The organism is Pseudomonas sp. TE6288, assembly GCF_054062095.1.
Map to the genome: position 1 here is coordinate 53,632 of NZ_JBSSEW010000001.1, position 25,023 is coordinate 78,654.

Consider the following 25,023-nt stretch of genomic DNA (forward strand, 5'->3'; position numbering starts at 1 on the left):
CAAAAGCCATATTTATCGCACATCTCCAATAAATGATCATACAGACCCACGCGGCTGCAGCATGACTGGCCGCTGGCCGAGTTCGAGGGCAGCCGCCTGTTCGGCGGTGACGAAGTGGGTTACAGCGACTATCCCGCCTATCAGTGACGTGGCGAACGAAGATAACCGGTGCTTCGAGCCGGATGATTGTCACTTGTGCAATGAAAGTGTTCATGGGCAGGGCTGATTAATCCCGGGCACTGAGCACGCCAGACTCGACACGCGCAATGCCGGTCTCCAACACGATGTACCGGTGCGATGAGCCGCGTGTTCCAACGGCTCGCTTATTGGCATTACCCCCAATCCGGAGGATTTCATGGGCATCCTTAAACTCGACCATTTCACCATCCGCACCCCGCTCTGGGTAGAAACCGCAGCGTTCTTCGAGCACGTGATCGGCCTGGTGCCAGGGCCCCGGCCGGGGTTTCTTTTCCCGGGTTACTGGATGTATGCCGGTGACCAGCCGCTGTTGCACATCGCCAGTGTCCAGGGCGACCCAAAGGAACTTCAGATGTACCTGGGCGACAAGCCAGGCGGGTATGGATCGGGTTCGCTCGATCATGTGTCGCTGCGTTGCGAGGGACTGGTGCAAGTCCAGGCACGATTGCAATCCCTGGGTATTGCGTTTCGTGAACGCGTCATACCACAAATCGGCGAACACCAACTGTTTCTCGAGGACCCTAACGGCATAACCATCGAGATGATCTTCGACTACGTACCGGGTAGCCGAATTGTTGGCCAGAGCATGCCGCACCTTGAGATTGAAGCGCCTCACACCGTCAGCCCAGATTGACCGCCGTTGGTTCGACAAGGATCTGCGGCGACCTGCCTCCTGCTTGAGTTTTCCTCGGCATGGCGTCCAGGCGCGCCTTGCGCGTGCTTGACAATAACAACAGCACAAGGACCTCACCATGAACATGCTCGACACGCCCGAATCACGCCTGCAAGCTGCCGGTCTGACTTTGCCCAGCCCGGCACCGGCACTGGGCAACTATGTACCCTGGAGCATCGTCGGCAATACGCTGATGACGTCTGGGCAGTTTCCCTGGGTCGATGGGCAATTGCAGTACCGAGGCCGCCTGGGGCGCGATCTCGACCTCGGCCAAGGCTATGCGGCCTGCCGCTTGGCGGCGTTGAACGCGATCGCACAGCTCAAGGATGCGGTGGGTGAATTGAGCCGGATCCGTCAGATTTACAGGCTCGAAGGCGTGCTCAATGTGGCCGAGGACTTCTACGATCATCCCAAGGCGCTGGATGGGGCTTCGGACCTGTTGGTGGAGGTCTTCAACGAGCGAGCCCGCCACACACGCATGATCTGGTCCAACCCCGTGATGCCCATGGACGGCTTCTGCCTGGTGTACCTGTTCGCTGAAATCGATGCCCAGTGAACGGGAGCCCTGATCATGATCCAGGCCAACAAACTGTTCTTCGCCAGTTGCCTGTTCCCGTTGCTCAGTCGCGCTCGAGCCCGGCGAAGCGGCACGACAACCAGGCGTGCAACTGCCTCACCGCAGGCGACAACTGCTTGCGGTGCGGGCACACCAGGCTCAGCGGCATGATCGGCCCGGGGTGATCCTGCAACAGTACGACGAGTCGTCCGGCCAGCACGTCGTCGCTCACATCCAGCCAGGATTTGTAGGTGATCCCTTCGCCGGCCACGGCCCAGCGCCGGGCGATATCGGCATCGTCGCAGAGCAGGGCGCCACGCACCTGGACGGTCTGCGCCCCCAGTTGCCACTTGTCGTAGATCCGGCCTTGCTGCATGTACAGCAGGCACTGGTGTTCGCGCAGGTCTTCGGGGGCCTGCACCGCACCTTGCCGCGCCAGGTACTCGGGCGAGGCCACTAGCACCTTGCGGTTCCAAGGCGCCAGTGGCAGGGCGATATAGTTGGCGTCGGCGTTAAGGCCGTAGCGGATGGCGATATCCACCGGGTCACGGAACAGATCGGCGATCTGGTCGGAGAGAAAGAAGCGCAGGTTCAGCTGCGGGTGTTCGCGACGAAACGCCGTGAGCCAGGGCAGCAGCACGTTACGCCCCAGATCGGAGGGCGCGGCCACCTGCAATGTTCCGCTCAACTGGGCGCTTTCCCGATTCAGGTTGTCCCGCCCGTGTCGGAGGGCTTCCAGGGCAGCCAGGGCAGAAGGCAGGTACTGCTCGCCCTCGGCCGTCAGGCGCAGGCTGCGCGTAGTTCGGGCGAACAGCCGCACATCCAGCTCACGCTCCAGGCGCTTGACCGCCTCGGCCGCCTGGCCGGGCAACAAATCGGCCTCGTGAGCCGCCGCGGTAAAACTGCCCAGCGCGGCGCTGCGAACGAAGATGCCCAGGTCGTCGAGACGGATCATTATCACTCCTGCAATGAAAGTGTTCACGGGCAGGGCCCGTTTTTCCCAAGGACCGGACACGCCAGACTGGATTCACGAATCAAACCATATCCAGTAGCGAGTGCCTATGAAAGCGATCAGTTTCATCCACAACGGCTTGCCTATTGAAGACCCAGCGTCTCTTCAAGACATCTTTATGCCCAGGCCGAACCCTGGGCCAAGGGACCTTCTGGTCGAGGTCAAGGCCGTGTCGGTCAACCCCGTCGACACCAAGGTGCGCGCTGGCACTTTCACCCGTGAGCCGAAAATACTTGGCTGGGACGCGGCCGGGATCGTCCGTGAAGTCGGGCCGCAGGTGACCCTGTTCAAGCCAGGTGACCAGGTGTACTACGCAGGTTCCATCGCCAGGCCCGGCAGCTACAGCGAATATCACCTGGTCGACGAACGTATCGTTGGGCATCAACCACGCAGTCTGGGTGCAGCGCAGGCAGCCGCGCTGCCGCTGACAGCCATCACCGCCTGGGAATTGTTGTTCGATCGCCTGGGTATCGTGGAGGGCGGCGGAGAGGGCGATGCCCTGCTGATCGTCGGCGCCGCCGGCGGCGTCGGTTCGATGCTGGTGCAGTTGGCCCGGCAACTGACCCGCCTGACGGTTATCGGCACGGCCTCCCGTGCCGAGACCGCAGACTGGGTGCGCGAACTGGGCGCCCATCACGTCATCGACCACAGTGCGCCGCTGCAAGGGCAACTGCGTGCCCTGGGGATCGAGTCGGTCAGCCATGTCGCCAGCCTCACCCATACCGATCAGCACTTCGCGCAACTGGTTGAAGTGCTGCGGCCGCAAGGCCGCCTGGGTGTGATCGACGACCCGCAGACCCTCGATGTCATGCCGCTCAAGCGCAAGTCGCTGTCATTGCACTGGGAGTTGATGTTCACCCGCTCGCTGTACGAGACCGACGACATGGTGTGCCAGCACGCGCTGCTTGAGCGCGTGGCCGGGCTGATCGACCAGGGCACCCTGCGCACCACTCTGGGCGAGCATTTCGGAGCCATCAATGCCGCCAACATGCGCCGTGCCCATGCGTTGGTCGAGAGTGGCAAGGCGCGCGGCAAGATCGTTCTGGAAGGCTTCTGAAACCTATTTGACAGACAACGGCGGACCGGCCGATCCGGTCCGCCAGGAGCAAGCATGCTTAAACAAACCGTGTTTCTCTGCGCCGCACTGACGGCAGGTATGTCCTCTGCGCAGGTTATCGATGCCAATGCGCTTTCTGCGCATGCGCCCGCAGAGCGGGCATTCGGCAAGCTCGAGCAGGTCCATGCATTCCATGACGCCATGCCGACAGGCGTCACCGTCACCGAAACCGGGCGCATCTTCGTCAACTATCCGCGCTGGGGCGACAAGGTCCCTTTCACCGTTGGCGAGCTTCGTGACGGCGAGGTCCGGCCTTTTCCGGACCTGTCGTTGAATCAGGAGGACCCGAAGGACCCCGCAAAGGGATTGATAAGCGTGCAGAGCGTGGTGGCCGATGGCCGGGGCCGCGTCTGGCTGCTGGACACTGCGGCACCGGGGTTTCAGACGCCGCGCCCTGGTGGCGCGAAGCTGATCGCGGTCGACCTGGCGAGCAATCGAATCGTCAAGCGGCTGATGTTCCCGGAAAACGTGATGTTGCCCAGCACCTACGTCAATGACATGCGCTTTGATTTTCGCCATGGCGCCGAAGGCACGGTCTATGTGACCGACTCCTCGCTGCGCGGTCCAGGGGCGATCATCGTGATGGACATCGCCAGCGGGCGTGCCGAGCGCCGTCTCAGTGATGCCCTCTCGACCTCCGTGGCACCAGGCTTTGTTCCGGTAGTCGAGGGGACACCGCTGATGGCGAGCCAGCCGGACGGCACATCGAAACCATTGTCGGTGGCGTCCGATGGTATCGCCTTGTCAGCCGATGGTCAGACGCTCTACTTCACGCCGCTGTCGAGCCGACACTTGTATGCCGTGTCCACCGCCTTGTTGCGCGACCCTGCCATCAGCGAGCAACGGCTTGCCGCAGCCGTGGAGGACCTCGGTGAAAAGGGCGCCTCCGATGGGATGGAGGCCGACGCCGAGGGCGCTGTCTATGCCGGCGATTACGAGCATAACGCCATCCGCAAGCGCTGGCCGGACGGGCGCTGGCAGACGCTGGTGCATGATCCGCGACTGCTTTGGCCCGATACCCTGTCGATCGGGCCGGATGGCTACCTGTACTTCATCGCCAACCAACTGCACCGCCAGGCGTTGTTCCAAGGCGGGCGGGACCTGCGGCAGAAACCCTATGCCTTGATGCGCCTGAAGATCGATGCGGCGCCGGCACCGACCCATTGAGCACTTGTTGGTCGTCAGCGAACCCAACTTGCTCTACCGCTATACCAGCAAGCCACGGGCGACACAGATGTGATCGGTATTTTCACTGCAGCCGTGAAAGTGTTGACGCGCAGTCCAGGTTACTCCGGGCGAGCTGCCCGCAGACACTGACACACACCTCGAGGCAGGCCTTACCGCGCCTGCCTTGGACAACCGACCAGGAGCACGATATGAACCGACAGAAGCACCCCCTTGTTTCCCTTGCCATCCTCAAGGCCAGGCAGGGCCAGGCACCGGCACTGAAAGCGGCCTTGCTGGCCTTGATCGAGCCCACCCGAGCGGAGCCCGGCAACCGCGACTACATGCTGTTCGAACGCAGCGACAAGCCCGGGACGTTCTACATGCGCGAGGCGTTCGACCACCAGCAGGCCCTGGACACGCACCTGGCCACCGCACACTTCCAGCGTTTTGCCGAGCAGGCCGACCAGCTGTTGGCGGAGCCCTTGCAACTGATTTTCCTTGACCCGGTTTCATCTGCCGTTGCGCCCCATCCCTGAGGGTGCGGGCAATGCGACCGGTCAAGCGCAGACAATTCATCCAGGCCCTGGCCACTGTGGCTTTGCTGCCAGCGGCATTGGCGCGTGGGCACATGCAAGAGAGAGGGGCAAACATGGTCAGGCTCGGCGTCACCGACTTGTCTTTTCACCATGCCACAGCAGCGGTCGTGGCCCTGGTGTTGCAACGCATGGGCTTCGTGGTGGAGCGTTCCAGCGCGCCGCACGAGCGCAACTTCGAGCGGCTGCGCGAGGGCGCGATCGACATGCTCGCGTCGGCGTGGATACCTTCAAGCCACGGACTTTACAAGGCACAGGTGGAGGAACAGGTAGCAACCCGTGAGCTGGGGCTGCATTACACGCCCTATGCATTATGGGGGGTTCCCGATTATGTACCGGAGTCGATGGTCGCGTCGGTGGAGGACCTGCTTGACCCCAGCGTCAGCGCACGCATGCACAAACAGATTCAAGGTATAGGGGCGGGCGCCGGCATTACCCGCTTCTCCCTGAAAATGATGGTCGACTATGACCTGGTGAGTGCCGGGTACAGTTTCCGTACCGGGACCCAGGAGCAATGCGTCGCCGCCTATGAGCAACTGGTGCGTGAGGGCAAGTGGGGAATAGTGCCGCTCTGGCACCCGCAGTTCCTGCATCACAGCTATCGGATCCGCGAGCTCAAGGACCCCAAGGGTTTGCTGGGCAGTGTTGACCGGGCCGTATTGCTTGCACGGGACGACCGGCTATCGGGTTTCAGTGCCGCACAGCTGCAGGTGCTCGACAACATCCGCCTGGACAACACCATCGTGGCCGAGCTCGACCACGCCATCAACCGCTGCGGCGCGAGCCCTGACGAAGCGGCGCACGCCTGGTTCGAGAAGCACCCGCAGGTGCTGGCTTCGTGGTTACGGCCAGTGTCCTGAATCCAGGGGCGTTGCACGGCTCCTAATCGACGACACGGTTTTGACAGATCGTCCCCTGATACACGGATCATGCGCAACTGGCGTCGGGACTTTCGGCGAGGCTGCAGAGGAGGGCGCTCAAGACCCGAATGGGGTGGCCGCTGCGCTATCAGCGGTGCATAGGGCGGATGTACTAGATAGCCCTTTGCCTTATGTTCAGGCGAGAAACTATCGCCTCGAAGAATAGGCAAAGGACTGCCCCCCATGATCGTGTTCAAGAAGCAGCTCCTGCCTGTCGCCTTTGTATGCAATGTCCTCGCTGCCCAGGCGAGCGATGTACTGATGGGCGACTTTTGGGTAGTCCACTACCAAGGTGGCTTGGGCAAGAACCAGGTGTTCGTCGCAGACGGCGACCCCAATAACATCTTCAATCGCCCAGGTGGCGCGAAATCATTGGGCGTTTATCAGCTTTACGAAGAGCCCGGCAAACCCAACTTTACGGCGTACGATGTCGAAATCGACTGTGCAAAGAACCGTGTACGCATTATGGGTGCGCAGGATTTTCGCAGTGTTTTCAATGAATTGCACAACGCCAAGTATTCCAGTCAATGGCAGAGCAAACCTGACACCTGGTTGGCGCAAAGCCGCGACTTCCTGTGCAAACCGGCTGACCGCCAGGCCCGGAAAATGGAGCGCCTGGGTGTGATGCCGGCATCGCAAATAGCCAAGGCAGGGCCACAGCTGTTCCAGATATTGAACCGCGAGGCTGCCAAGGCAGCCATCATGCAGAAGATCGACGAAGGGTTCGCACAGATGTCTGCCAAGTAAAGCGGCCTCCAGGGAGAAGACCTTATGAACCGATTGTTCGCATTGGGCCTGTTGGCCACATTGCTCAGCGGCTGCGCATCGCTGGAAGCCAGCAGTGCCTGGAAAGATCGCCCGGTGGGCGAGCTGATCGATTTCTTCGGCGTGCCACGGCAGGTCATGGTGGTGCCGGAAGAGGATCTGGTCGTGCTCAGGTATGTGCGCGACAGCAGCTATGTCACACGTGAAGCCGCGGGTACTTACACGGGGCCGCAGAACGGACAGCTTGTGCACACGGAATACTGGGAAGACGTGCAGCACTCAGGCAGCTGTCAGATCGATGTGTTCGTCAACAGAGCGCGACTGGTGCAGAAGGTGCGGACGAAGGGGCGCTGCGCAGTTATCGAGATGGCGCCGGCGGCTCGAGCGTAATCCGGCAGATACAAACCATGGGGTGATCGACTCAAGAGGTCACCTCCCATAATACGTTATTTAACATAATATACATTATGCGTAAGTTCGTATTGAACACCATGCCCAGAGGGAGGCCAGATTTCAGCCTCCATCAAAGCCCCATTGCCAGTCCAGCTCACTGGTACGTCAATTCTTTCGGTACTCCATACCGACCGCCGTCATAATCCAGGCTGAACGTCTTCGTCCTCGACTTGACCTCCATTTCTTCACAGTCATCCTCGCCCTTGAGAATGGCCTGCCTGCCAGTCGAAACCTCGGTAACCCGCAATCGGCTGAATCCATCCTTGCCAGGTTTGCCAATCGCCAGGGTCCGCTTCGTCTCGCCGAATTCACCGGCGCAGACACCGTCCCATTCGCCATTGCTCTCGCTTACCACCAACTGCCCCATGATCTGCCGCAACTGCGAACCGTCGGTTACGTAGAGATTCAGGGTTTCGCTGCCGAACGGATTGACCCGTGACGAGCCTGTGTGACTGATGCGCACGCCAAATGCCCGCAGTCCGGGCGCGACCTGGTAACGTGCGGTGTCCAGCGTCAGGCCTGAAAACCGCACCGCGTCGGAAGCGATCGCAGCCTCCTGGTAACTGTGGGCTATGACCTTGCCGCTGGCGGCATCGGCCACCAGCACATCCAGGCCGTAATCGCCTTGCCCGTATTCATCGACGTTCACCATCAAAGGCAAGACTGCCAGCACCTGACTGGCGTCTGCGGGATTGACCTTGCAGACCACAAACTCGGTGGCGAGCTCCAAGGTTGGATGCAGGTCCTGGGCCCAGGTTTGCAGGTGCTGCGTGCAATCGCCCCAGGCGATCATGGGGGCAAGCAACAGCGGTAACACGGCGAATCGACGCATGAAGGTGTCTCATTCCTTTGATGTTTTTGCCAAGGTAAGCGAGTTGGGCGAAAACTTCACACGCTTGATAGATTCCTGCAACACGTCCCTGCGCCCTGCTCAGCTTTTAATAATCAGAAAGTATAACTCAACTAAATAAACATTTAGTTGAGTTATATACATAAGCCAGGAAATTCTGAAGCCGTGGCATGAGCCTACTGCCTACCCTCCTCCACAGACCTGTTCCGGCCAGCGAAATACCTCCAACCATCTATGCTCACCAGACCCACCCCACGGAGCCTGTTCGAAAATGGACATTCGCCAGAAAACCATCGGGTTCGGTCTGGTCAGCATCCTCGCCGCCCTGTTGCTCGGCGGTAGCGGCCTGCTCGCCGAGCATGACCAGAACCAGGCGTTGCAACGTAGCGAGGCCAGCATGGCGGCCCTGCGCAATCATATGGAAGGCGACATGATGCACGATGCGCTGCGCGCCGATGTGCTGGCCGCCCTGCTGGTCAAGCCGGGCGATACCGACACCGCCAACCAGGTGCTGGCCGACCTCGACGAGCACGCCAAGTGGTTCCGCAGCGTCGTGCAAAGCAACCTGGAACTGCCTCTGGACACTGACCTGCACCAGGCCATCAACGACCTGGGCCCCCTCCTCGACCACTACATCGCCAGCGCCACCTCGATCATTCAGTTGGCATTGCAGTCGCCTGAACAGGCCCAGGCGCAGCTGCCGGCCTTCGTCGCCGCCTTCAAGGAGCTGGAGCAGCGCAACAGCACCCTCAGCGACCTGATCGCCGGCAATGCCGAGCAGAGCCGCGAGCAGAGCACCGCCACCCTGCATCAGGGCATCAGCGTGCTGGTGGCCGGGATGATCCTGGCGACCCTGGCGTTGGTGCTGTGCACCTTCCTGCTGCTGCGCTCGATCCTGCGGCCATTGAGCCAGACCATGGCGGTTGCCGAGCGTATCGCCCAGGGCGACCTCACCACCGCGATCGAGGTCCACGACCGTGACGAAACCGGGCATCTGTTGCGTTCGCTGGCGGACATGCGTGACAGCCTGGGCAACATGATCAAGGCCATCCATGAAGAGAACCTGCTGCTGCGCGAAGTGGCCGATGAACTGGGCCAGGCCTCCAGTAGCCTGGTGCAGCGTACCAGCCAGCAGTCCGACAGCGCCGTGAGCATGGCCTCGGCCACCGAGCAGATGATCGCCAGCCTGGCGCGGATCGCCGACCACGCCCGCGATGCGCAGGCCATCTCCGGGCAGTCCGAGCGCCTGGCCAGCGACGGCGGCGAGGTCATCCTCAACGTGGTTGGCGGCATGCAGGGGATCGACGAAGCGGTCAACCGGTCCTCTGAAACCATCACTGTGCTGGGGCAAAGCTCAGAAGAAATCCATTCGATCATCCAGGTGATCAACACCATCGCCGAGCAGACCAACCTGCTGGCCTTGAACGCGGCCATCGAAGCCGCCCGTGCCGGCGAGGCCGGGCGCGGGTTTGCCGTGGTCGCCGACGAAGTGCGGGGCCTGGCCGGGCGCACGGCGCAGTCGACCCGGGAGATCACCGGCATGATCGAACGTATCCGGCAAAGCACGGGCAACGCCGTCGACAGCATGCAGACCGGTGTCACCCGGGTCCGCGCCGGCGTGGAGCTGGCCACCCAGGCTGGCGACTCGATCCAGCAGATTCGTGAAGGCGCCCGCCGCGCCGCGTCGGTGGTCGAAGAAATCTCGCAGACCATCGGCGAGCAGACCCGGGCCAGTCAGGATGTCGCCCAGCAGGTCGAGCTGATCGCCCGCATGTCGCGGGACAGCACCGACACCACGCGGCAGTTGGCCTCGGCGGCGCAGCGGCTGGGCGAGATTGCCCAGGGCATGCAGGCCAGTGTGTCGCGCTTTCGGGTGTGAAGGGTACCGTGGTTCAGGGCATGGAAACGGTCATTACCGCGGAGCCGGAAAACTCTCCCGGAGTGACCAAGCCGCTGCCAACCAGTATTGACTTCATCAGGAGCCGCGCAGGACTGCCCTCTTCCACCGCGACAGGCAGGCCTGCCGAGGCGTCCAAGCCATTCATGGTGAGCTGCGAGTACAGGCTGTTGTCGGACCTCAGGCGCACACCCTTCGAGCCATCCCTGCTCAACGTGACAGTGACGCTGGATACATTGGTACAAGCCAGTTGCAGTTGTGTCGCCGCTTCGTGGCCATTGACCTCTGTGTCTTTCACAGTGCCGTGATCAATGAGCGGAGAACCATTGATTTGGCAATGCACCACAGGTTTCTTGACTTTGGTACAGGGGCCTACAGGAACCACGAAGCCACCAGAGCCTTCGTACGAATAACCTTCGGTGAACGAGATGCAGAACCGGTCATCGATGGTCGTGGTCTTGGGGACGAGTACCGATCCATGGAAAGGGATCCTGAAGCCCTGCGTGCTCAACTGGCTGTAGATGCTGCTCATCGAGGTCGAGGGCGTCAACCTCCAGTAGTTTCCACTGGAGATCATCCTCATGTAGTTGCCTGCTCCGTGAACACCATGGATGCTCAGGTTACAACTGACCGCCCTGAGATCGGTACAGTACGCTCCGCCCCCGCTGTTCCAGTCGGTGACCGTGAAATAGTAACGGGTTCCCCCCGGTTCGATGCGGCTTTCATCCGAAACGATGGTGACCGCCTGCGCCCTGCCGATCACCGTCGCGACGATGATGGCCAGGGCGAAGCGGGAGTACCTTGTCGACTTGCTCATCACAATCTTTGCCTGGCACATTGGACGTACAGAGTACGTAGGCAATTAGCTGTGATTACCTAGGCAGTATCCGAGCCATCACTAGGAAATTTCCGAAGATACATGAGCGCCTGATCCAGTGCATCGATGGCGGACTGTACGTTCTCGACCGCCTGCGCAAGGCGCGCAACGCTGATATCGGTGCTCTGGCACAGCCACTCCAGTTGCCGGCAACTCTCTACCACCTGCTGCGCCTTGACTACACGTGCGGCGCCCTTGATCCGGTGCGCAAGCTCGGCCAGGGCCCCGGTAGCCCCCTCCTCCAGCAATCGGCCAAGCGCTTGGCTATCCCGACGGTTATTGCCAACCAGCTTGTCAAGAATCTCGCGGAACTTGGCTGGCTGATTGCTTACCAGCACCTCAAGAGGCCCCAGATCCAGCAATGGGCTCTCAGCGTGCCGCATCGGCAGTGGCGCAGGTCCAGGCATGCTTGAAGGCTCGCCAGATGTGCCCAAGGCAGCGAGGCGTCTGCCGAGCTCATCCAGTCCTATAGGCTTGATCAGGCAATCATCCATGCCGGCCTGTATGCACTGTTCAATTTCTTCAGGCTGGGCATCGGCAGTCAAACCGATGATCACGGTGCGTTCAAGCCCTTTCTCCTGTTCCTGTCGCCGAATCTCCCGCGCCAGTTCCACACCGCTCATGACAGGCATGTGGCAGTCGCTTATGACAATATCGAAGGCTTGCGCGCTCCAGCATGCCAGGGCCTGCTGGCCATCCTGCGCCTGGATGACTTCATGGCCGAGGAACTGCAGTTGCTGGTGCAGCACCTGGCGATTGACCTGGTGATCATCCACCACCAACACCTGCAGACAGCAGACCTGACAAGCCGGCTCGGGCGATGGCGCGACAGCGCCACTCATGCGCTCCAGCACCTGCAGGCGCAGGTCAACCGCCACTCGCGTGCCACGGCCGGGCTCACTGCTCAGGTTTACCTGGCCACCCATCATTTCGCACAGCGAGCGGCAGATCACCAGGCCAAGCCCGGAGCCCTCAAGATGCTGAACATTGCGCTTGACCTGAGCAAAGGGCTGGAACAACCGGCTCTGCTCGGCTGGGCTTATACCCACGCCAGTATCTTCCACCACAAGAGCTACCTGGAGTACAGCATCCTCGACCAGCACACCACCCATGCGGATGCTGATGCGCCCCTCCTCTGTAAACTTGATGGCATTGCTGACCAGGTTCGACAACAGCTGCTTGAAGCGCAGGCCATCGATCAGTACATCGCAATTGATACTGGAGTCGACATCCAGCGACAGGTTCAGGCGTTTCTGACGCGCCAGCCCTTCAAACACCCGGACCACCGACTCGGCCAGTTCACGCAGGTTGGCGCGTTTGGGCGAAAGGCTCAGATGGCCGGATTCGATGCGTGCGATGTCAAGGATGTCGCCGATCAGGGACAGCAGGCTCTTGGCCGAACCATGGGCGATTTCGATGCTGGCACGGTCGATCGGCGTGCTGTCGGCGCGCTTGAGCGCCAGCTCCAGGATGCCGATCACCGCATTCATCGGCGTGCGGATCTCATGGCTCATTGTCGCCAGAAAACTGGTCTTGGCGCGGCTGGCCGCGTCAGCGCTGTCTTTGGCCTCTTCGAGTTGGCGCACCAGCTGGCGGTGCTCAGTGATGTCCAGCCAGCCACAGATGACCCCTTTGGTGACACCTTTTGAGTCATTGAACGGTTGGATCCAGTGGTTGACCCACACCTCCCGGCCCTGCAACTGGAAGGTGCAGACCGTCTCGATGGTTTGTCCATCACGCATGGCTTTGAGGTAGTTACGCTGGAAATCACCCGAGCGCTCGAAGTGCCCTGCCGGCAATTGGCGCACGTTGCGCTCCAGTACCTGGGAAGCAGACAGGCCAACGGCCTGAAGGTAACTGCGGTTGCACGACAGCATGCGCCCTTTTACATCGCGCACATACAACGGCGGCGGCATGCTGTCGGTCAGGGCCTGGACGAATTGCAACTGGTCGCCGAGCTGCCGTTCGGCGACCAGCCGGGCCCTGACCTGGCGACGAAGGTAGCCCACCCATACCAGGGAGAGCCCCAGCAACAGCGCGGCACCGGTGATGATCTCGACGATCAGCCACTGGTAATCGACCCAGGTCTCCCCGCTCATGCCGGGCGGGGAGCGCCAACGGTTGGAAATCGCATTGAGTTCATCGGGCGCCACGTCGCGCAGGACCTTGTCGATGATCGACTGCAGTTCGGCATCACTTCGGCGCATGGCGAAATTGACGGTCGCCGGGCCGATATCGAGCGCGCGCTCGATCGCTAGTTGGCCATCGAAGAGGCGCTCGTTGTAGTACCGCGCAGCTGGCAAGGACACCACTGCGGCGTCCGCCCTGCCCTGGTACAAAAGGTTCATCGAGTCCAATGAACCGCCTGCCTCGATCAGCCTGGCATGCGGAAAGGTCGCACGAAAACGAGGAATAGCGACATGCCCAGTGGGAATGGCCACCTTCTTGTCGGCCAAGCTCATCGCAGAGGCCTGCTCCCGGGCACGGCGCAGCAACACGAACGGGCCACCCAGCAAAGGGCGCGAGAAACGCAGGTGCTCCTCACGTGTCGGGCTGGCGGTCATGATCGCCAGGTCCGCGTCACCCTGGCGGACCGCATCGATGATCTCAGGGAAGCCACCTCCGCGCGAGACTACCTGGAAGTGCAGCCCGGTACTGAGGGTAATGACTTCCAGCAGATCGGCTATACCACCGGTGAACACGCCTTTGGCGTCAAAATAGGCACCAGGTGCCAGATCATCGTTGATCACCAACCGTGCGACGGGATGACGTTCGATCCAGCGCCGCTGCTCCGAGGTCAGCTCCAGTGGCGTCTCGCCGGGAATGAAACTGTTGCCAACCCAGCGTTTGGCCAAGGCCCCCATCCGCTCATTGCCAATGGCATGGATGGCAGTGTCCAGCAGTCGCTGCAGACGTGTGTTGTCCGCACGCAGCCCATAGCGGTAGTCAGCAGAGATCACATCGACAAAGCGTTCGAAGCGCACATAGTCGTAATAGGATCGGTTGATCTGGTAATAGGCGCTATACAGATCGTCCAGATAGACATCGGCCTGCCCGAACGCCGCTGCCGCGATTGCCTGGCCCGGGTCGGCGCTCACCTTGAACTGCGCACGGGGAAAGCGCTCGCGTAATGCCTCGACATGCTCGTCTGTCACGGCCACCTGCAGCCCGGCCAGGTCGGGCGGCGAATGCCGAGGTTCGGCGCTGGGCCTGAACACCGCCAGGCGATCATTCGCGTAAGGGGCGCTGAAGATCAACGTGTCGGATGGTGCTGGGCTGGCATGACGGCTGAGTACGTCAATGGTACCGGCCTGTAGTGCCTGCAGGGCATCCTGGTCGCTGGCATACGTCACCGCTTTCACCCGCAACCCCAGTAACTGCGCAACCAGAGCCGTCGCATCGGCGCTAATGCCTTCGTAACGATGGCCTTCGGCACTCACTGAAAAAGGTGGCGCCTCGCTGGGCGAAACACCGATCCTGAGTTCAGCCTTTTGACGCAACCATTGCCAGTCCTCGGCCGCCAGGTTGACGGGATAGTGTTCGGCGGCAAGCAACCCCGTGAGCGCTTGCGGCACCGGTAGCGTTGCTGCCGTCAGCTGGGCGCAGAACAGCATCAGGCATGGGTACAGCCATGGAAACCGTGGAAGCATGGGGGATAGAAAACCGAAGGGAGCAATGGATTGAAGGGGATTCATCAATGATGGCTGTGAGCCGTTGATCGGTCTTCCTGACTGAACAAATCATAGCGCACAGTCGTCGGCTTCATCTGCCTGCCGCGCACTTCCCCAGTACTCGATGAACAACCGCTCCGGCATAGGTCGGGCGAACAGGAAACCTTGGGCAAAGGTCGCACCGAGTTCGATCAGGCGCGCCAACTGTTCGGACGTTTCCACGCCTTCGATGACCAACGAAAGATCCAGGGCGCGAGCCAGCGCGATGGCGCAACTGATGATTGCCTCTCCCTGAGGCAGACTTTGCATTCGCTGCACAAAGCTGCGATCGAGCTTTATCTGGCTGAAGGGTAACTCGCCGAGCCGCTGCAAGGACGAGTAGCCAGCACCAAAGTCATCCATGGCCAATCCGCAGCCCATGATGCGCAGGCGCAGCAGATTCTCCAGGCTCTTTGCCGGAACGCTGATCAGGCTGGATTCGGTAATTTCGAAAGTTACCTGCGCCGGCGGTACCCGCAACTGCTTGAGCAGCGCCGATATCCGTTCGCTCAGGCAGTCACAGGCCAGTTGCGCGGGGTGCAGGTTGAAGGCGAGGTTGACCGGCTTGCCATGCGCCGCCAGCAACCGGGACAGGCTCAGACCTTGTCTGAGCAGTTGCCAGAAAAGTTGATCAACCAGGCCGCTCTGCTCCATCACCGGCAGAAAATGCGCGGGTGTCAGCACGCCCCAGCGGGGATGGGCCCAGCGAGCGAGTACTTCTGCGCCCATGCCCCGTTGCCCGGGCAAGCTCACCTTGGGCTGGTAGTAGGCTTCGAACTCGCCGTTGTCCAGCCCTTGTTGTACATCCCGCAACGTGGCCAGTTCGATGGCCTCGAGGGGGGCGGCCGTGCTCTGCCGATACGCGCGATAACGTCCGAGCAACCCGCTGAACCCCTCGAGACTGAAAGGTTTGCCCAGGTCGCCAAGGAACGGCAGGCCCAGGCAGTGGATCATCGCCACCGTGGCCTGGCGCAGCACTGAGTCCAGCTCGCTGCACAGCACCACCGCCCCCACCTTGCCGGTGAGGCTGGCCTGGCGCAGGAATGCCAGGCCGTCGGTGCCCGGCATTCGCAAGTCGCAGAGCACAATGTCGATACCGCTGCTCTGGTGGAGTATCGCCATGGCCTGTTCGCCGTCCGCGGCTTGCAGTATCGGGCCGCAGAACTGCTTTTGTAGCGCGGTCACAGTAACCAGGCGCTGGAAGGGTTCATCTTCCAGCACCAAAATGCTTAGAGGTTGCATTGCCGTCATTCCTGCAGGGGGAAAGCCAGTCTGAGAACGGCTGAGTACCATCTCCATATGAGTTTTCCTAAGTTTTTTTAGGAAAATTCCTACACTGTACTTCCACAAGCCTCGGCCCTTTCTCGCGCAGCCGATAGTGCTACCCTGTGCAAGCAAAACGCCACCGCACCATCCTGTTTGGGTATTGAAGGTTAGAAAGATGCACAGTGTATTGATTGTTGACGACCATCCGGTCATTCGCCTTGCCGTCAGGGTATTGCTGGAAAAGCACGGCATGCGTGTAGTCGGCGAAACAGACAACGGCCTTGATGCGGTGCGGATGGTGCGTGAGTTGACGCCGCAGGTAGTAGTGCTCGATATCGGTATTCCGAAGCTGGACGGCCTGAGCGTGATTACCCGGATCAAGGCGTTGAAAGTACGTAGCGAGATCCTCGTGCTGACTTCGCAGACCGCCGATGCCGTGTGTCGCCGCTGCATCCAGCTGGGCGCTCGGGGGTTCGTCAACAAAGAGGAGGACCTGAGCAGCCTGATTACCGCGATCAAGGCCGTGGACTCGGGTTACACCTTCTACCCGTCGTTGCCCTCTGACAGTGTCAACCCTGCGGAAAACCTGACCGAGCTGGAGCAGATCCGCGCACTGACCGACCGCGAGATGACCGTGCTGCAGTACCTGGCGCAGGGGTACTCGAATAAACAGATCGGTGAAATGCTGTTCCTGAGCAACAAGACCGTCAGCACCTACAAGACACGTCTTCTGCAGAAACTCTGCGTTCCGTCACTGGTGGACCTGGCCGAGTTCGCCAAGCGCAATGCGTTGATTCCCTGACAGACTCCACCTCCTCGCCTGTAGGAAGTTTCCTATGGGTGCGTCGGCAACGTCCTACTCCATTCCTCCCCTCCCATTCCTAGACTGGCGCCACCTCGAACGTTGCTGGTCTGCGTTTCGAGCACGTTCCATCGAACCCCCTTCGAGGACGTCTACGTCAATACAGGAGTGTGAAAATGAAAGTCAGTACTTTGGCCGGCGCGATCATGGCAGTCAGCTTGGCCACGTTGTCGACCGCGAGTGTCGCCAAGGATCAGGGGCACGGTGTCATTACCTTCAAGGGTGCGATTATCGACGCGCCCTGCTCCATCGCCCAGGAGTCGCAATACCAGACGATCGACATGGACCAGATCGCCAACGCAGAACTGAAGAACGGCGGCAAGTCCCGGCTCACGCCATTCAAGATCGAGCTGCGAGGCTGCGACCTTGGCGCCCTGAAGAGCGCCACCGCGACCTTCACCGGCTCGCCTGCCGCCAACCCCGAACTGCTGGCAATCAAAGGCTCGGCCACCGGCGCCAGCCTGGCGATTGCCGACCACACCGGCGCGTTGATCAAGCTTGGCAGCGAATCGCCGGCACAGAGCTTGTCCGATGGCGATACCTCGCTGTTGTTCAATGCCTACCTGCAAGGCGACATGGTCGCCGGGAAGAACGGCAACCCTGACGCAGCTGCCGAGATCACCCCAGGCAGCTTCGAGACCTTCGCCAACTTTACCCTCGCCTACCAGTAACGCGGCGCACCACTGGAACGCTCCGCGGCGCGGCAATCGCCTTTGCCGCGGGGCGCATGAGGAGACGCCGATGCGTCATTGGACCCAGGTACGGCTCGCCGCACTGTGCCTCTGGACAGGCCTGAGCTGTGCGCAGACGACCGAACCGAGGGCCCTGATGCCTAAAGGACGCGTGCAACTGACGGGCAGTATCGTGGTCGGTGGCTGCTCCATTCGCGTTGGCAGCGATAACCAGACGGTGAGCCTGCCGGCCACGGCCTTGCAAGGACTGCTACGCGGCGATGGTATTTCGCAGCAACCGCTGCGCATCGAGATCAGCGGCTGCTTCGCAATGTCCGCGCAAGACCAGGCCGACCCACGGCAGTTGATGCGGGTCGTGTTCGACGGTGAGGGCAGCGAAGGCTATTTCAGCACCCAGGGCGATGCCAGAGGCGTCGCCCTGCAAATCCGGGACAGCAACGGAAAGCCGATCGTCCCCGGAACGGTGCTGCAAGGCAGTCACTTTGCGGTCGACCGACTGACCCTGGACTACGTCCTCGCACTGGTGGGCGACGGCGCCACCCTGGCATCGGGCGAGTTCCGCGCCACGGTCAGACTGGTCATTCAGCACCTCTGATCACGCCACCATTGGCGCTACAGCTTTCAAGGAACGCATTCGTGACTCATCGCAAGGTATCGGCAATCGCGGCACTGTCCTGCCTCGCGTCATGGGCGAGTGCTGCCCAGCAGTTTCAGTTCAACACTGACGTACTGGATGTCAAGGATCGCCAGCACCTGGATCTGGGTGTGTTTGCGTCGGCCAACTTCATCATGCCCGGGGAGTACACGCTCATGGTCCGCGTGAACCAGCAGGCACTGGCCGAATTCCAGGTGCCCTATATCGCCCGCAACGGCGATCCGAAGGACAGCGTCGCCTGTCTTGCCCCGTCACTGGTGGAACAGATCGGGCTAAAGGAGCAGCGGCTCGACGATCTGGCCTGGTGGCATGATGGCGCCTGCCTGGATCTCACCAGCGTGCCGGGCATGCAGGCGCACGGCGACCTGGGAGCCTCGGCCCTGAACCTGAGCATTCCCCAGGACTCTCTGGAATACACAGCGAGCAACTGGGACCCGCCTTCGCGCTGGGACCACGGTATCGACGGCTTGCTGTTCGACTACAACCTCAACCTGCAGAGCCGCTGGCGCAAGCGAGAACGAGGACGCGGTGACAATTTGAGTGGCAACGGCACCACGGGTGTCAACCTTGGCGCCTGGCGCCTGCGAGGTGACTGGCAGGCGCAGGCGCAGCGTGGCAGCGACCGAACCTCCAGCCAGCAATTCACCTGGGCCCGGATCCATGCGCTGCGGCCTTTGCCCTCCCTGCGTGCGAACCTGGTCGTGGGGGAAGACTACCTGGACTCCGGCTTGTTCGGCAGCCTGCGCTATACCGGTGTCAACCTCGGCAGCGACGACAACATGCTGCCGCCGAACCTCAGGGGCTATGCCCCCGAAGTGCGCGGCGTGGCCAATACCAACGCACGCGTGGTAATCCGCCAGCAAGGCCGTGTGCTGTACGACACCCAGGTACCGCCAGGGCCGTTTCGCATTCAGGACCTGAACGATGCGGTGAGTGGCCAACTCGACGTACGCGTCGAGGAACAGGATGGTCATGTCCAGCAATTCCAGCTGGACACGGCAAGCATTCCTTACCTCGCACGCCCAGGCAGCGTGCGCTACAAGCTGGCCGCGGGTCAGCCTTCCGACTGGGAACATCGCCTCGATGGCCCAAGCTTCGCCACAGGCGAGTTTTCCTGGGGCGTCAGCAATGGCTGGTCGCTGTATGGCGGTGCCCTCGGCGCAGCGGGCTACAACGCACTTGCACTGGGCGCAGGCCGGGACCTCATGGCGTTCGGCGCCCTGTCGCTGGACGTGACCCAGTCTCGCGCCAACCTGCCCGGGGAAGATGCCCTGAGCGGCAAGTCCTACCGCGCTAGCTACTCGAAGCGCTTCGATGCCTATGACAGCCAGGTGACCTTTGCCGGGTACCGGTTTTCGCAGCGCAACTACATGAGCATCAACGAGTTCGTCGAGGCACGTCGTGGCGCCAACCCCTTCAACCAGAGCAAGGAACTGTACAGCGCCACACTGAGCAAGCAGTTCCGTGACGCCGGGCTCAGCGCCTACCTGAACTACAACCACCAGACCTACTGGAACAGTCGGCCCAGTGATCGCTACAGCCTGTCACTGTCGCGCTATTTCGATACAGGTAACCTGAAGAACCTCAGCCTGTCGCTGACGGCGTACCGCAACACGGCCAATGGTACCGCCGAAGACGGTGCCTACCTGTCGCTCACCGTTCCCTGGGGCGGGACGGGCTCGCTGAGTCTCAACTCCTCGACCAGTGGTGGCGATAGCTCCCACACGCTGAGCGGCTACGACCGCATCGACGAACGCAGCCACTACATGCTCAGCGCCGGCACAGCGGCTGGCGGCAAGAGCCTGGGTGGCTTCTATTCCCGTGACGGCGATCAGATGCAACTGGTCGCCAGCGCCAGCCATCAGGCAGGCGAATACACCTCGGCGGGACTTTCACTGCAAGGCGGCGCGACCCTGACCGGCCAAGGCGCCGCGTTGCACCGCAGCAGCGTGATGGGTGGCACCCGGCTGCTGCTAGATACCCAGGGTGTGGCGGGTGTGCCGGTACGTGGCAATGGCGCGGTCACCCGTACCAACCGTTTCGGCAAAGCCGTGGTCACCGATGTCAACAGTTACTACCGCAACCAGGCCAGCATCGAGCTGGACAGCCTGGCTGACGACGTCGAAGCCACTCGCTCGGTGACCCAGGCCACATTGACCGAGGGGGCTATCGGCTATCGGCGCTTCGATGTGATTGCCGGACATAAAGCCATGGTCGTCATTCGCCTGGGCGAGCACGGCACGCCACCGTTCGGCGCCACGGTGCAGAACCTGCGCGGCCAGGAAACCGGCATCGTCGGCGAGGACGGTGCGACCTACCTGAGCGGCATGAAACCCGGCGAAGCCATGTCCTTGCACTGGGACGGCGCCGAACGTTGCCGCTTCACCCTGCCCTCGCAACTGACCAGCCCGCAGCAAGCGCTGGAGCTCTCCTGCCAGCCTGTCGGCACCGCTGCTTGATATTTTCACGAAACAGGAACGCACCCATGAACATCTTGCAACCTCTGGGCATCATGCTTGCCTTGTGCACCGCTCAAACGACCCTCGCGGCAGTATCGCTGGACCGCACCCGGGTCATCTTCACCGGTGCGGACAAGTCGGTGAGCCTCGGTATCAGCAACCAGAATGCCCAACTGCCCTACCTGGCGCAGGCCTGGCTCGAGAATGAACATGCCGAGAAAATCGGCAGCCCCTTGGTCGTCGTCCCGCCTATCCAGCGTCTGGAGGCCGGCAGCAACAGTCAGGTGAAGATCCAGGGCCTGCCCGCGCTTGCCGAACTGCCGCAGGATCGCGAATCACTGTTCTATTTCAACCTGCGTGAAATTCCGCCGCGCAGTGACAAGCCGAACACCTTGCAGATCGCCTTGCAGACGCGAGTGAAGCTGTTCTATCGCCCCGCCGCGATCGCCACCAAGGCCAGCATGGGCCAGGTACCCTGGCAGGAACGTCTGACGCTGATTCGCCAGGGGGATGCCTATCGGGTAAACAACCCCACCCCTTACTACGTCACGCTTATCGACGCTGCCCGTGATGCGAAAGCCGGCTCCGTGAGTGCTTTCAAGCCATTGATGGTCGCCCCGGGCGCGCAACAGGACCTTGGGCTTGGCCGTACCCAACTGGGCGATAGCCCGGTGCTTACGTATGTGAACGATTATGGCGGTCGCCCACGCTTGAGCTTCACCTGCGCTGGGGACACCTGCACCGCCAGCCCGCTTGCCGGCAGTCAATGAGCCTTGCCATGCACTATTGGTCGATGAGCAAGACATTCAACGTGCGCCTGACGGTTTTGCTCTGCGCTGGCAATGCATTGTTGCCCCTCCTGGCAAGCGCACGCGATCTTCAGACAGCCGAGTTCCAGGTCACGGGGGTGTTGCTGGAGAGCGCCTGCTATCTGGCACCTGACTCGGCATACCAGGCCATTGCGCTGGGGGCGCTGGACACCCGCACACTGGCTCGCCTGGGTGAACGGGGCGCTGCCGTCCCATTGCGCCTGAAACTCGAGGGTTGCGTGCGCAGTGAGGGTGGCCGCCGTGATGAACAGACTGGAACACTGAGCTGGAGTGCCATCGAGCCGGTGGCCACGGTGACATTCAGCGCCGTTGCCGACAGTGATACGCCGGAGCTGATCAAGGTGGCTGGCGCTGCAGGTTTCGGCCTGCGCCTGCTCAACGTGCATGGGCAGGATGTCCGGCTGGGCAACAGCGCACCTGCCTGGTTCGTTTCTCCGGGCGCCAGCCAGCTGACGTTCTATCTGCGGCCCGAGCGCACCTCGGCGGCGCTGCAACCCGGCGCGTTCCGCGCCAGTCTCTGGGTGAACCTGACATATGACTGAGGGTAGACCGATGAGGGTGTTGAAGGTGGCGGTCTCCATTGCCCTGCTATGGGGCTTGTCGACCGTGAACGCGGACGAACGCAAAGTACTGACCATCAAGGGCACGGTCCTCGCTTCGATTCCCTGCGTGATCAATGCCGATCAGCCGATCGACGCGGCATTCGGTGACGTGCAGACAGCGTTCATCGATGGCGTCTACAAGACCATCACCCTCGACTACACCCTCGATTGCAAACGAGCCGGCACCAACCAGTTGCGCCTGCAGATCAAGGGCAGCATCGCGGGCTTCGATCCGCAGTTGCTGCTCGTGCCTGGCCGTCCCGGTCTCGGGATTGCCTTGAAGAAGGATAACGCCAGGCTCGGCGTCAATACCTGGAGCGACTTCGACTCCGGCAAAGTGCCCCTGCTTCAGGCAGTGCTGGTCAAGCAACCGGGTAGCGATATCGAATCCGGCGCATTCAAGGCCAGTGCGACCCTGGTCGTGGACTATCGATGAACAGACTCTACCGTGCGCTCCTGGCGCTTTTACTGCTCGCCCTTGCGCTCTCGGGCAAGGCTGCCGACAACGTGCAGTTCAGTGGCAACCTGATCGCCACGCCGCTGTGCACCCTCAGTGACAAAGGCGGCCGTATCGATGTGCGCTTCCAGCGCAACATCGCCATCAATCGCATCGATGGCCATGAGTATCGTCAGCCGATCCCCTATCAGCTCGACTGCCCCGGCGCGGCGGGTTCGGGCATTGCCTGGCGCATGCGCCTGACCTTGGTGGGTGACCCCACAGCCTTTGATCCGGCGGCGTTGCAGACATCGATTCCCGACCTGGGAATCAAGGTTCTGCTGGACGGTGCCGACCTTGTGGTGGGTATCTCCCGCCCTCTCCAGGTGTCCAACGGTTCGCCACTGCCGCTGCTGGAGGCGGTCCCGGTCAAGCGCCGCGACGCTGTGCTGCAGAGCAAGGACTTCACCGCCTCGGCCTTACTGCTCGCCGAACTCTACTAGGAGCGTCCATGTACAAGATCATCGCAGTCTGTATGACGGCCTGCCTGGTCGGGCAGGCCCAGGCCAACGAGGACAACCTGTTTTTCTCAGGCACGTTGGTCAATGAGCCCTGCGTGCTGGCCACTGAGTCTGAAGCGGTCACGCTCGACTTCGGCAACATCGTCGACAAGGCGCTCTACCTCAATGGGCGTACCCGCGGCGAACCAGTCGTCCTGCGCTTGCAGAACTGCACGCCAGAGGTGGGCGCAAAAGGCGTCAGCATCACCCTGCATGGCACCGAGAGCATCGAACACCCTGGCCTGCTCGTGGTTGCCGAAGGTTTGCTGGTGGGCCTGGAGCGCGGCAATGGACAAGCCCTGGCGTTGAACAAGGCCCATCCGATGGGCGATTTGGTCAACGGCGAGAATCTGATCGGCTTCAATGCGTACCTGCAACGCGACCTCCTGGCAGGGCAGATCCTGCAGCCAGGCAGGTTTGAAGGGACGGTCACCTTCTCACTCAGCTACGAATGACAGGACGCCTCGAGGCACCCTGTCTTCGGTGGGTACTACTTGCTCAACGCCTTGCCCACCGCGTTGACGAATACCGCCTGCTCGTCATACAGCGAGCCGGGGCTCTCGGCGTTCTTCCAGGTCGACCACTGCACCACTACCAGACGCTCCGCCGGGTTGATGGCGATGCTCTGGCCGAAGATGCCCAGCGCCCAGAACGTCTGGCCGCTGGTGGCGGTGCGCTTGGGTTCGGCATCGCTGTCTGGGGCCGGCGCGTTGTACCACCACTGGTAGCCGTACTGACCCTTGGGTGCGGCGGCCGTCACTGAGCCCTTGGCCTGGGTCCAGTGGGTGGAGCGCGCGATCCAGTCGTCCGGGAGCAGCTTGTCGCCCGTTGGCAATTGTCCGCCACTCAGCACGAACTGGCCGAACCGCCCCCAGTCACGCAACGTGGCATTGAAGCCGTGGCCGCCCATGTCCACCTTGCCGGGCACCAGCGCATGCCAGACCCCGGCCTGTTGCATGCCGTAGCGGCTCCACACGCGGCTCTGCAGGTACTTGGCAATGGTCATGCCGGTGGCATTCTCCAGCACCCGACCGACCAGCCAGGCGCCACCGGTGTTGTACGACCAGACCTCGCCCGGCTTGACCCCGGGCTTGCGCTTGACCGACCTCACCAGTTCGAGCACGCAGTGATAGGGATCGGCGGTGGCCTCGCACTGGGTCATGTGCGAAAAGTCCGAATCCTTGGAGGCGTAGTTCTCGTCCCAGATTACGCCCGAGGTGTGTTGCAACAGCTGGTGCAAGGTTACGTCCTGCCATTCGGAACCCTCCAGTTCCGGAACATAGCGGCTGATTCTGTCGTCCAGCGACTGGATCTTGCCTTCCTTGACAGCGATGCCGACCAGCACGCTGACCACCGACTTGGCCACCGAGCGGGACGTCCACAAGGTCTGCGGCGTGTTGCCCTTGCCGTAGTACTCGTAGGCGATCTTGCCGTCCTTAAGCACCAGCAGGCCGGTCACGCTCTGGTTGGCCAGGTATTGCGCCAGGTTGTGCGTCTTGCCGCCCAACTGATACTGCACGTCAGTCAGCGTGTGGCTGGCCGGCGGCAAGGGAAATGGCGTGGCGCCGTTCGGGGCGAAGACATCGCCACCGTAGAGGCGGTAAGTGTTGCGAAAGCCCACGACCCGGGTGTCCTGGTCCCAGGTGAGCATATCCCTGGCAGCCGGCAGCACCTTGTCGAAGGGCTGCGGGCAGGGTTCAAGCTCTGGCACGCCGCAGGCCCCCTTGTTGTCGGCCGCCTGCGCCGCACCAGCCAGGGCGGCGAGCGTCAGGGCCAGGATGGAAAGACCGTTGAACGACTTATTTATTGTTGTTGGCCGCATCGGAGGGCTCCTCGTAAAGCGCGGAAATACGCCGTCCCGAGTGTCGACAAC

At 61.6% G+C, this 25,023-nt stretch carries 24 protein-coding genes and 1 pseudogene; 19 read left to right on the forward strand and 6 right to left on the reverse strand.

What is annotated here, in order from left to right:
- Positions 1-355 precede the first annotated feature (355 nt).
- Positions 356-832 carry a VOC family protein gene (locus ACVWY1_RS00280; RefSeq protein ID WP_214501679.1) on the forward strand — a complete coding sequence of 159 codons (477 nt, stop codon included), beginning with the start codon at positions 356-358 and terminating at the stop codon, positions 830-832.
- A gap of 118 nt (positions 833-950) precedes the next feature.
- On the forward strand, positions 951-1,427 hold the full coding sequence (locus ACVWY1_RS00285) for an Atu1372/SO_1960 family protein (RefSeq protein WP_214501678.1): 477 nt from the start codon (positions 951-953) through the stop codon (positions 1,425-1,427).
- Between the two features lie 64 nt (positions 1,428-1,491).
- Here the strand turns inward: ACVWY1_RS00285 and ACVWY1_RS00290 are convergent, their stop codons facing one another.
- Positions 1,492-2,382: a LysR family transcriptional regulator gene (locus ACVWY1_RS00290; protein ID WP_110703451.1), complete on the reverse strand. Its 891-nt coding sequence runs from the start codon at positions 2,380-2,382 to the stop codon at positions 1,492-1,494.
- 106 nt (positions 2,383-2,488) lie between these two features.
- On the opposite strand from ACVWY1_RS00290, the gene ACVWY1_RS00295 reads away from it, so the two are divergent.
- The 6 genes from ACVWY1_RS00295 to ACVWY1_RS00320 all read left to right on the forward strand — a co-directional run bounded on the left by ACVWY1_RS00295 (position 2,489) and on the right by ACVWY1_RS00320 (position 7,391).
- Positions 2,489-3,496 (forward strand): zinc-binding alcohol dehydrogenase family protein, encoded by a 1,008-nt coding sequence (locus tag ACVWY1_RS00295; RefSeq protein WP_258601038.1) that lies wholly within the window; start codon positions 2,489-2,491, stop codon positions 3,494-3,496.
- Between the two features lie 54 nt (positions 3,497-3,550).
- Complete coding sequence (locus ACVWY1_RS00300) at positions 3,551-4,723, forward strand: L-dopachrome tautomerase-related protein (protein ID WP_457377598.1); 1,173 nt, start codon at positions 3,551-3,553, stop codon at positions 4,721-4,723.
- 209 nt (positions 4,724-4,932) lie between these two features.
- Complete coding sequence (locus ACVWY1_RS00305) at positions 4,933-5,259, forward strand: putative quinol monooxygenase (protein WP_457377599.1); 327 nt, start codon at positions 4,933-4,935, stop codon at positions 5,257-5,259.
- 113 nt (positions 5,260-5,372) lie between these two features.
- Positions 5,373-6,176 carry a glycine betaine ABC transporter substrate-binding protein gene (locus ACVWY1_RS00310; protein WP_457377600.1) on the forward strand — a complete coding sequence of 268 codons (804 nt, stop codon included), beginning with the start codon at positions 5,373-5,375 and terminating at the stop codon, positions 6,174-6,176.
- Between the two features lie 243 nt (positions 6,177-6,419).
- Positions 6,420-6,983 carry a hypothetical protein gene (locus ACVWY1_RS00315; protein WP_277504127.1) on the forward strand — a complete coding sequence of 188 codons (564 nt, stop codon included), beginning with the start codon at positions 6,420-6,422 and terminating at the stop codon, positions 6,981-6,983.
- 24 nt (positions 6,984-7,007) lie between these two features.
- On the forward strand, positions 7,008-7,391 hold the full coding sequence (locus tag ACVWY1_RS00320; protein ID WP_277504128.1) for a hypothetical protein: 384 nt from the start codon (positions 7,008-7,010) through the stop codon (positions 7,389-7,391).
- 157 nt (positions 7,392-7,548) lie between these two features.
- Here ACVWY1_RS00320 and ACVWY1_RS00325 read toward each other — a convergent pair whose 3' ends face one another.
- On the reverse strand, positions 7,549-8,286 hold the full coding sequence (locus tag ACVWY1_RS00325) for a PA3715 family protein (RefSeq protein WP_457377601.1): 738 nt from the start codon (positions 8,284-8,286) through the stop codon (positions 7,549-7,551).
- An 856-nt stretch (positions 8,287-9,142) separates the two neighbouring features.
- On the opposite strand from ACVWY1_RS00325, the pseudogene ACVWY1_RS00330 reads away from it, so the two are divergent.
- A pseudogene (locus ACVWY1_RS00330) lies at positions 9,143-9,322 on the forward strand (HAMP domain-containing protein); the annotation flags it as partial.
- A 135-nt stretch (positions 9,323-9,457) separates the two neighbouring features.
- Positions 9,458-10,183 (forward strand): methyl-accepting chemotaxis protein, encoded by a 726-nt coding sequence (locus ACVWY1_RS00335; protein ID WP_457377709.1) that lies wholly within the window; start codon positions 9,458-9,460, stop codon positions 10,181-10,183.
- 13 nt (positions 10,184-10,196) lie between these two features.
- Here ACVWY1_RS00335 and ACVWY1_RS00340 read toward each other — a convergent pair whose 3' ends face one another.
- The 3 genes from ACVWY1_RS00340 to ACVWY1_RS00350 all read right to left on the reverse strand — a co-directional run bounded on the left by ACVWY1_RS00340 (position 10,197) and on the right by ACVWY1_RS00350 (position 16,030).
- A complete protein-coding gene (locus tag ACVWY1_RS00340) occupies positions 10,197-11,018 on the reverse strand; it encodes an MrpH family fimbial adhesin (protein ID WP_457377602.1) in 822 nt (273 codons plus the stop codon).
- A gap of 59 nt (positions 11,019-11,077) precedes the next feature.
- Positions 11,078-14,692 carry a response regulator gene (locus ACVWY1_RS00345; protein WP_457377603.1) on the reverse strand — a complete coding sequence of 1,205 codons (3,615 nt, stop codon included), beginning with the start codon at positions 14,690-14,692 and terminating at the stop codon, positions 11,078-11,080.
- A gap of 126 nt (positions 14,693-14,818) precedes the next feature.
- On the reverse strand, positions 14,819-16,030 hold the full coding sequence (locus ACVWY1_RS00350) for an EAL domain-containing response regulator (RefSeq protein WP_457377710.1): 1,212 nt from the start codon (positions 16,028-16,030) through the stop codon (positions 14,819-14,821).
- 199 nt (positions 16,031-16,229) lie between these two features.
- On the opposite strand from ACVWY1_RS00350, the gene ACVWY1_RS00355 reads away from it, so the two are divergent.
- The 9 genes from ACVWY1_RS00355 (at position 16,230) to ACVWY1_RS00395 (ending at position 23,605) form a co-directional block, all read left to right on the forward strand.
- Positions 16,230-16,856: a response regulator transcription factor gene (locus tag ACVWY1_RS00355; protein ID WP_102681993.1), complete on the forward strand. Its 627-nt coding sequence runs from the start codon at positions 16,230-16,232 to the stop codon at positions 16,854-16,856.
- Positions 16,857-17,032: 176 nt separating this feature from the next.
- On the forward strand, positions 17,033-17,587 hold the full coding sequence (locus ACVWY1_RS00360; protein ID WP_457377604.1) for a fimbrial protein: 555 nt from the start codon (positions 17,033-17,035) through the stop codon (positions 17,585-17,587).
- Between the two features lie 157 nt (positions 17,588-17,744).
- Positions 17,745-18,203 carry a fimbrial protein gene (locus ACVWY1_RS00365; protein ID WP_457377605.1) on the forward strand — a complete coding sequence of 153 codons (459 nt, stop codon included), beginning with the start codon at positions 17,745-17,747 and terminating at the stop codon, positions 18,201-18,203.
- A gap of 41 nt (positions 18,204-18,244) precedes the next feature.
- Positions 18,245-20,722 carry an outer membrane usher protein gene (locus ACVWY1_RS00370; protein WP_430944293.1) on the forward strand — a complete coding sequence of 826 codons (2,478 nt, stop codon included), beginning with the start codon at positions 18,245-18,247 and terminating at the stop codon, positions 20,720-20,722.
- A gap of 26 nt (positions 20,723-20,748) precedes the next feature.
- On the forward strand, positions 20,749-21,492 hold the full coding sequence (locus ACVWY1_RS00375; RefSeq protein WP_102681995.1) for a fimbria/pilus periplasmic chaperone: 744 nt from the start codon (positions 20,749-20,751) through the stop codon (positions 21,490-21,492).
- A gap of 8 nt (positions 21,493-21,500) precedes the next feature.
- Positions 21,501-22,094 (forward strand): fimbrial protein, encoded by a 594-nt coding sequence (locus ACVWY1_RS00380; RefSeq protein WP_158247484.1) that lies wholly within the window; start codon positions 21,501-21,503, stop codon positions 22,092-22,094.
- Positions 22,095-22,104: 10 nt separating this feature from the next.
- Positions 22,105-22,590 carry a fimbrial protein gene (locus tag ACVWY1_RS00385; protein WP_158247483.1) on the forward strand — a complete coding sequence of 162 codons (486 nt, stop codon included), beginning with the start codon at positions 22,105-22,107 and terminating at the stop codon, positions 22,588-22,590.
- A complete protein-coding gene (locus ACVWY1_RS00390; protein WP_102681998.1) occupies positions 22,587-23,093 on the forward strand; it encodes a fimbrial protein in 507 nt (168 codons plus the stop codon). Before ACVWY1_RS00385 ends, ACVWY1_RS00390 begins: the two co-directional genes overlap by 4 nt.
- A gap of 8 nt (positions 23,094-23,101) precedes the next feature.
- Entirely contained in the window at positions 23,102-23,605 is a 504-nt protein-coding gene (locus ACVWY1_RS00395) for a fimbrial protein (protein WP_430944295.1), read from the forward strand.
- A gap of 35 nt (positions 23,606-23,640) precedes the next feature.
- Here ACVWY1_RS00395 and ACVWY1_RS00400 read toward each other — a convergent pair whose 3' ends face one another.
- Complete coding sequence (locus tag ACVWY1_RS00400) at positions 23,641-24,972, reverse strand: serine hydrolase domain-containing protein (RefSeq protein WP_102682000.1); 1,332 nt, start codon at positions 24,970-24,972, stop codon at positions 23,641-23,643.
- Between the last annotated feature and the right edge of the window lie 51 nt (positions 24,973-25,023).

Excerpts from the sequence above, each read along its gene's own strand:
- ACVWY1_RS00305 (WP_457377599.1), top strand. The coding sequence starts at position 4,933 with ATGAACCGACAGAAGCACCCCCTTGTTTCCCTTGCCATCCTCAAGGCC.
- ACVWY1_RS00360 (WP_457377604.1), top strand. The coding sequence starts at position 17,033 with ATGAAAGTCAGTACTTTGGCCGGCGCGATCATGGCAGTCAGCTTGGCC.
- ACVWY1_RS00340 (WP_457377602.1), bottom strand. The coding sequence starts at position 11,018 with ATGAGCAAGTCGACAAGGTACTCCCGCTTCGCCCTGGCCATCATCGTC.
- ACVWY1_RS00295 (WP_258601038.1), top strand. The coding sequence starts at position 2,489 with ATGAAAGCGATCAGTTTCATCCACAACGGCTTGCCTATTGAAGACCCA.
- ACVWY1_RS00345 (WP_457377603.1), bottom strand. The coding sequence starts at position 14,692 with ATGCTGTTCTGCGCCCAGCTGACGGCAGCAACGCTACCGGTGCCGCAA.
- ACVWY1_RS00350 (WP_457377710.1), bottom strand. The coding sequence starts at position 16,030 with ATGCAACCTCTAAGCATTTTGGTGCTGGAAGATGAACCCTTCCAGCGC.
- ACVWY1_RS00395 (WP_430944295.1), top strand. The coding sequence starts at position 23,102 with ATGTACAAGATCATCGCAGTCTGTATGACGGCCTGCCTGGTCGGGCAG.
- ACVWY1_RS00320 (WP_277504128.1), top strand. The coding sequence starts at position 7,008 with ATGAACCGATTGTTCGCATTGGGCCTGTTGGCCACATTGCTCAGCGGC.
- ACVWY1_RS00385 (WP_158247483.1), top strand. The coding sequence starts at position 22,105 with ATGAGGGTGTTGAAGGTGGCGGTCTCCATTGCCCTGCTATGGGGCTTG.
- ACVWY1_RS00375 (WP_102681995.1), top strand. The coding sequence starts at position 20,749 with ATGAACATCTTGCAACCTCTGGGCATCATGCTTGCCTTGTGCACCGCT.
- ACVWY1_RS00380 (WP_158247484.1), top strand. The coding sequence starts at position 21,501 with ATGCACTATTGGTCGATGAGCAAGACATTCAACGTGCGCCTGACGGTT.
- ACVWY1_RS00280 (WP_214501679.1), top strand. The coding sequence starts at position 356 with ATGGGCATCCTTAAACTCGACCATTTCACCATCCGCACCCCGCTCTGG.
- ACVWY1_RS00365 (WP_457377605.1), top strand. The coding sequence starts at position 17,745 with ATGCCTAAAGGACGCGTGCAACTGACGGGCAGTATCGTGGTCGGTGGC.
- ACVWY1_RS00355 (WP_102681993.1), top strand. The coding sequence starts at position 16,230 with ATGCACAGTGTATTGATTGTTGACGACCATCCGGTCATTCGCCTTGCC.
- ACVWY1_RS00300 (WP_457377598.1), top strand. The coding sequence starts at position 3,551 with ATGCTTAAACAAACCGTGTTTCTCTGCGCCGCACTGACGGCAGGTATG.
- ACVWY1_RS00400 (WP_102682000.1), bottom strand. The coding sequence starts at position 24,972 with ATGCGGCCAACAACAATAAATAAGTCGTTCAACGGTCTTTCCATCCTG.
- ACVWY1_RS00290 (WP_110703451.1), bottom strand. The coding sequence starts at position 2,382 with ATGATCCGTCTCGACGACCTGGGCATCTTCGTTCGCAGCGCCGCGCTG.
- ACVWY1_RS00310 (WP_457377600.1), top strand. The coding sequence starts at position 5,373 with ATGGTCAGGCTCGGCGTCACCGACTTGTCTTTTCACCATGCCACAGCA.
- ACVWY1_RS00315 (WP_277504127.1), top strand. The coding sequence starts at position 6,420 with ATGATCGTGTTCAAGAAGCAGCTCCTGCCTGTCGCCTTTGTATGCAAT.
- ACVWY1_RS00325 (WP_457377601.1), bottom strand. The coding sequence starts at position 8,286 with ATGCGTCGATTCGCCGTGTTACCGCTGTTGCTTGCCCCCATGATCGCC.
- ACVWY1_RS00285 (WP_214501678.1), top strand. The coding sequence starts at position 951 with ATGAACATGCTCGACACGCCCGAATCACGCCTGCAAGCTGCCGGTCTG.
- ACVWY1_RS00390 (WP_102681998.1), top strand. The coding sequence starts at position 22,587 with ATGAACAGACTCTACCGTGCGCTCCTGGCGCTTTTACTGCTCGCCCTT.
- ACVWY1_RS00335 (WP_457377709.1), top strand. The coding sequence starts at position 9,458 with ATGGCCTCGGCCACCGAGCAGATGATCGCCAGCCTGGCGCGGATCGCC.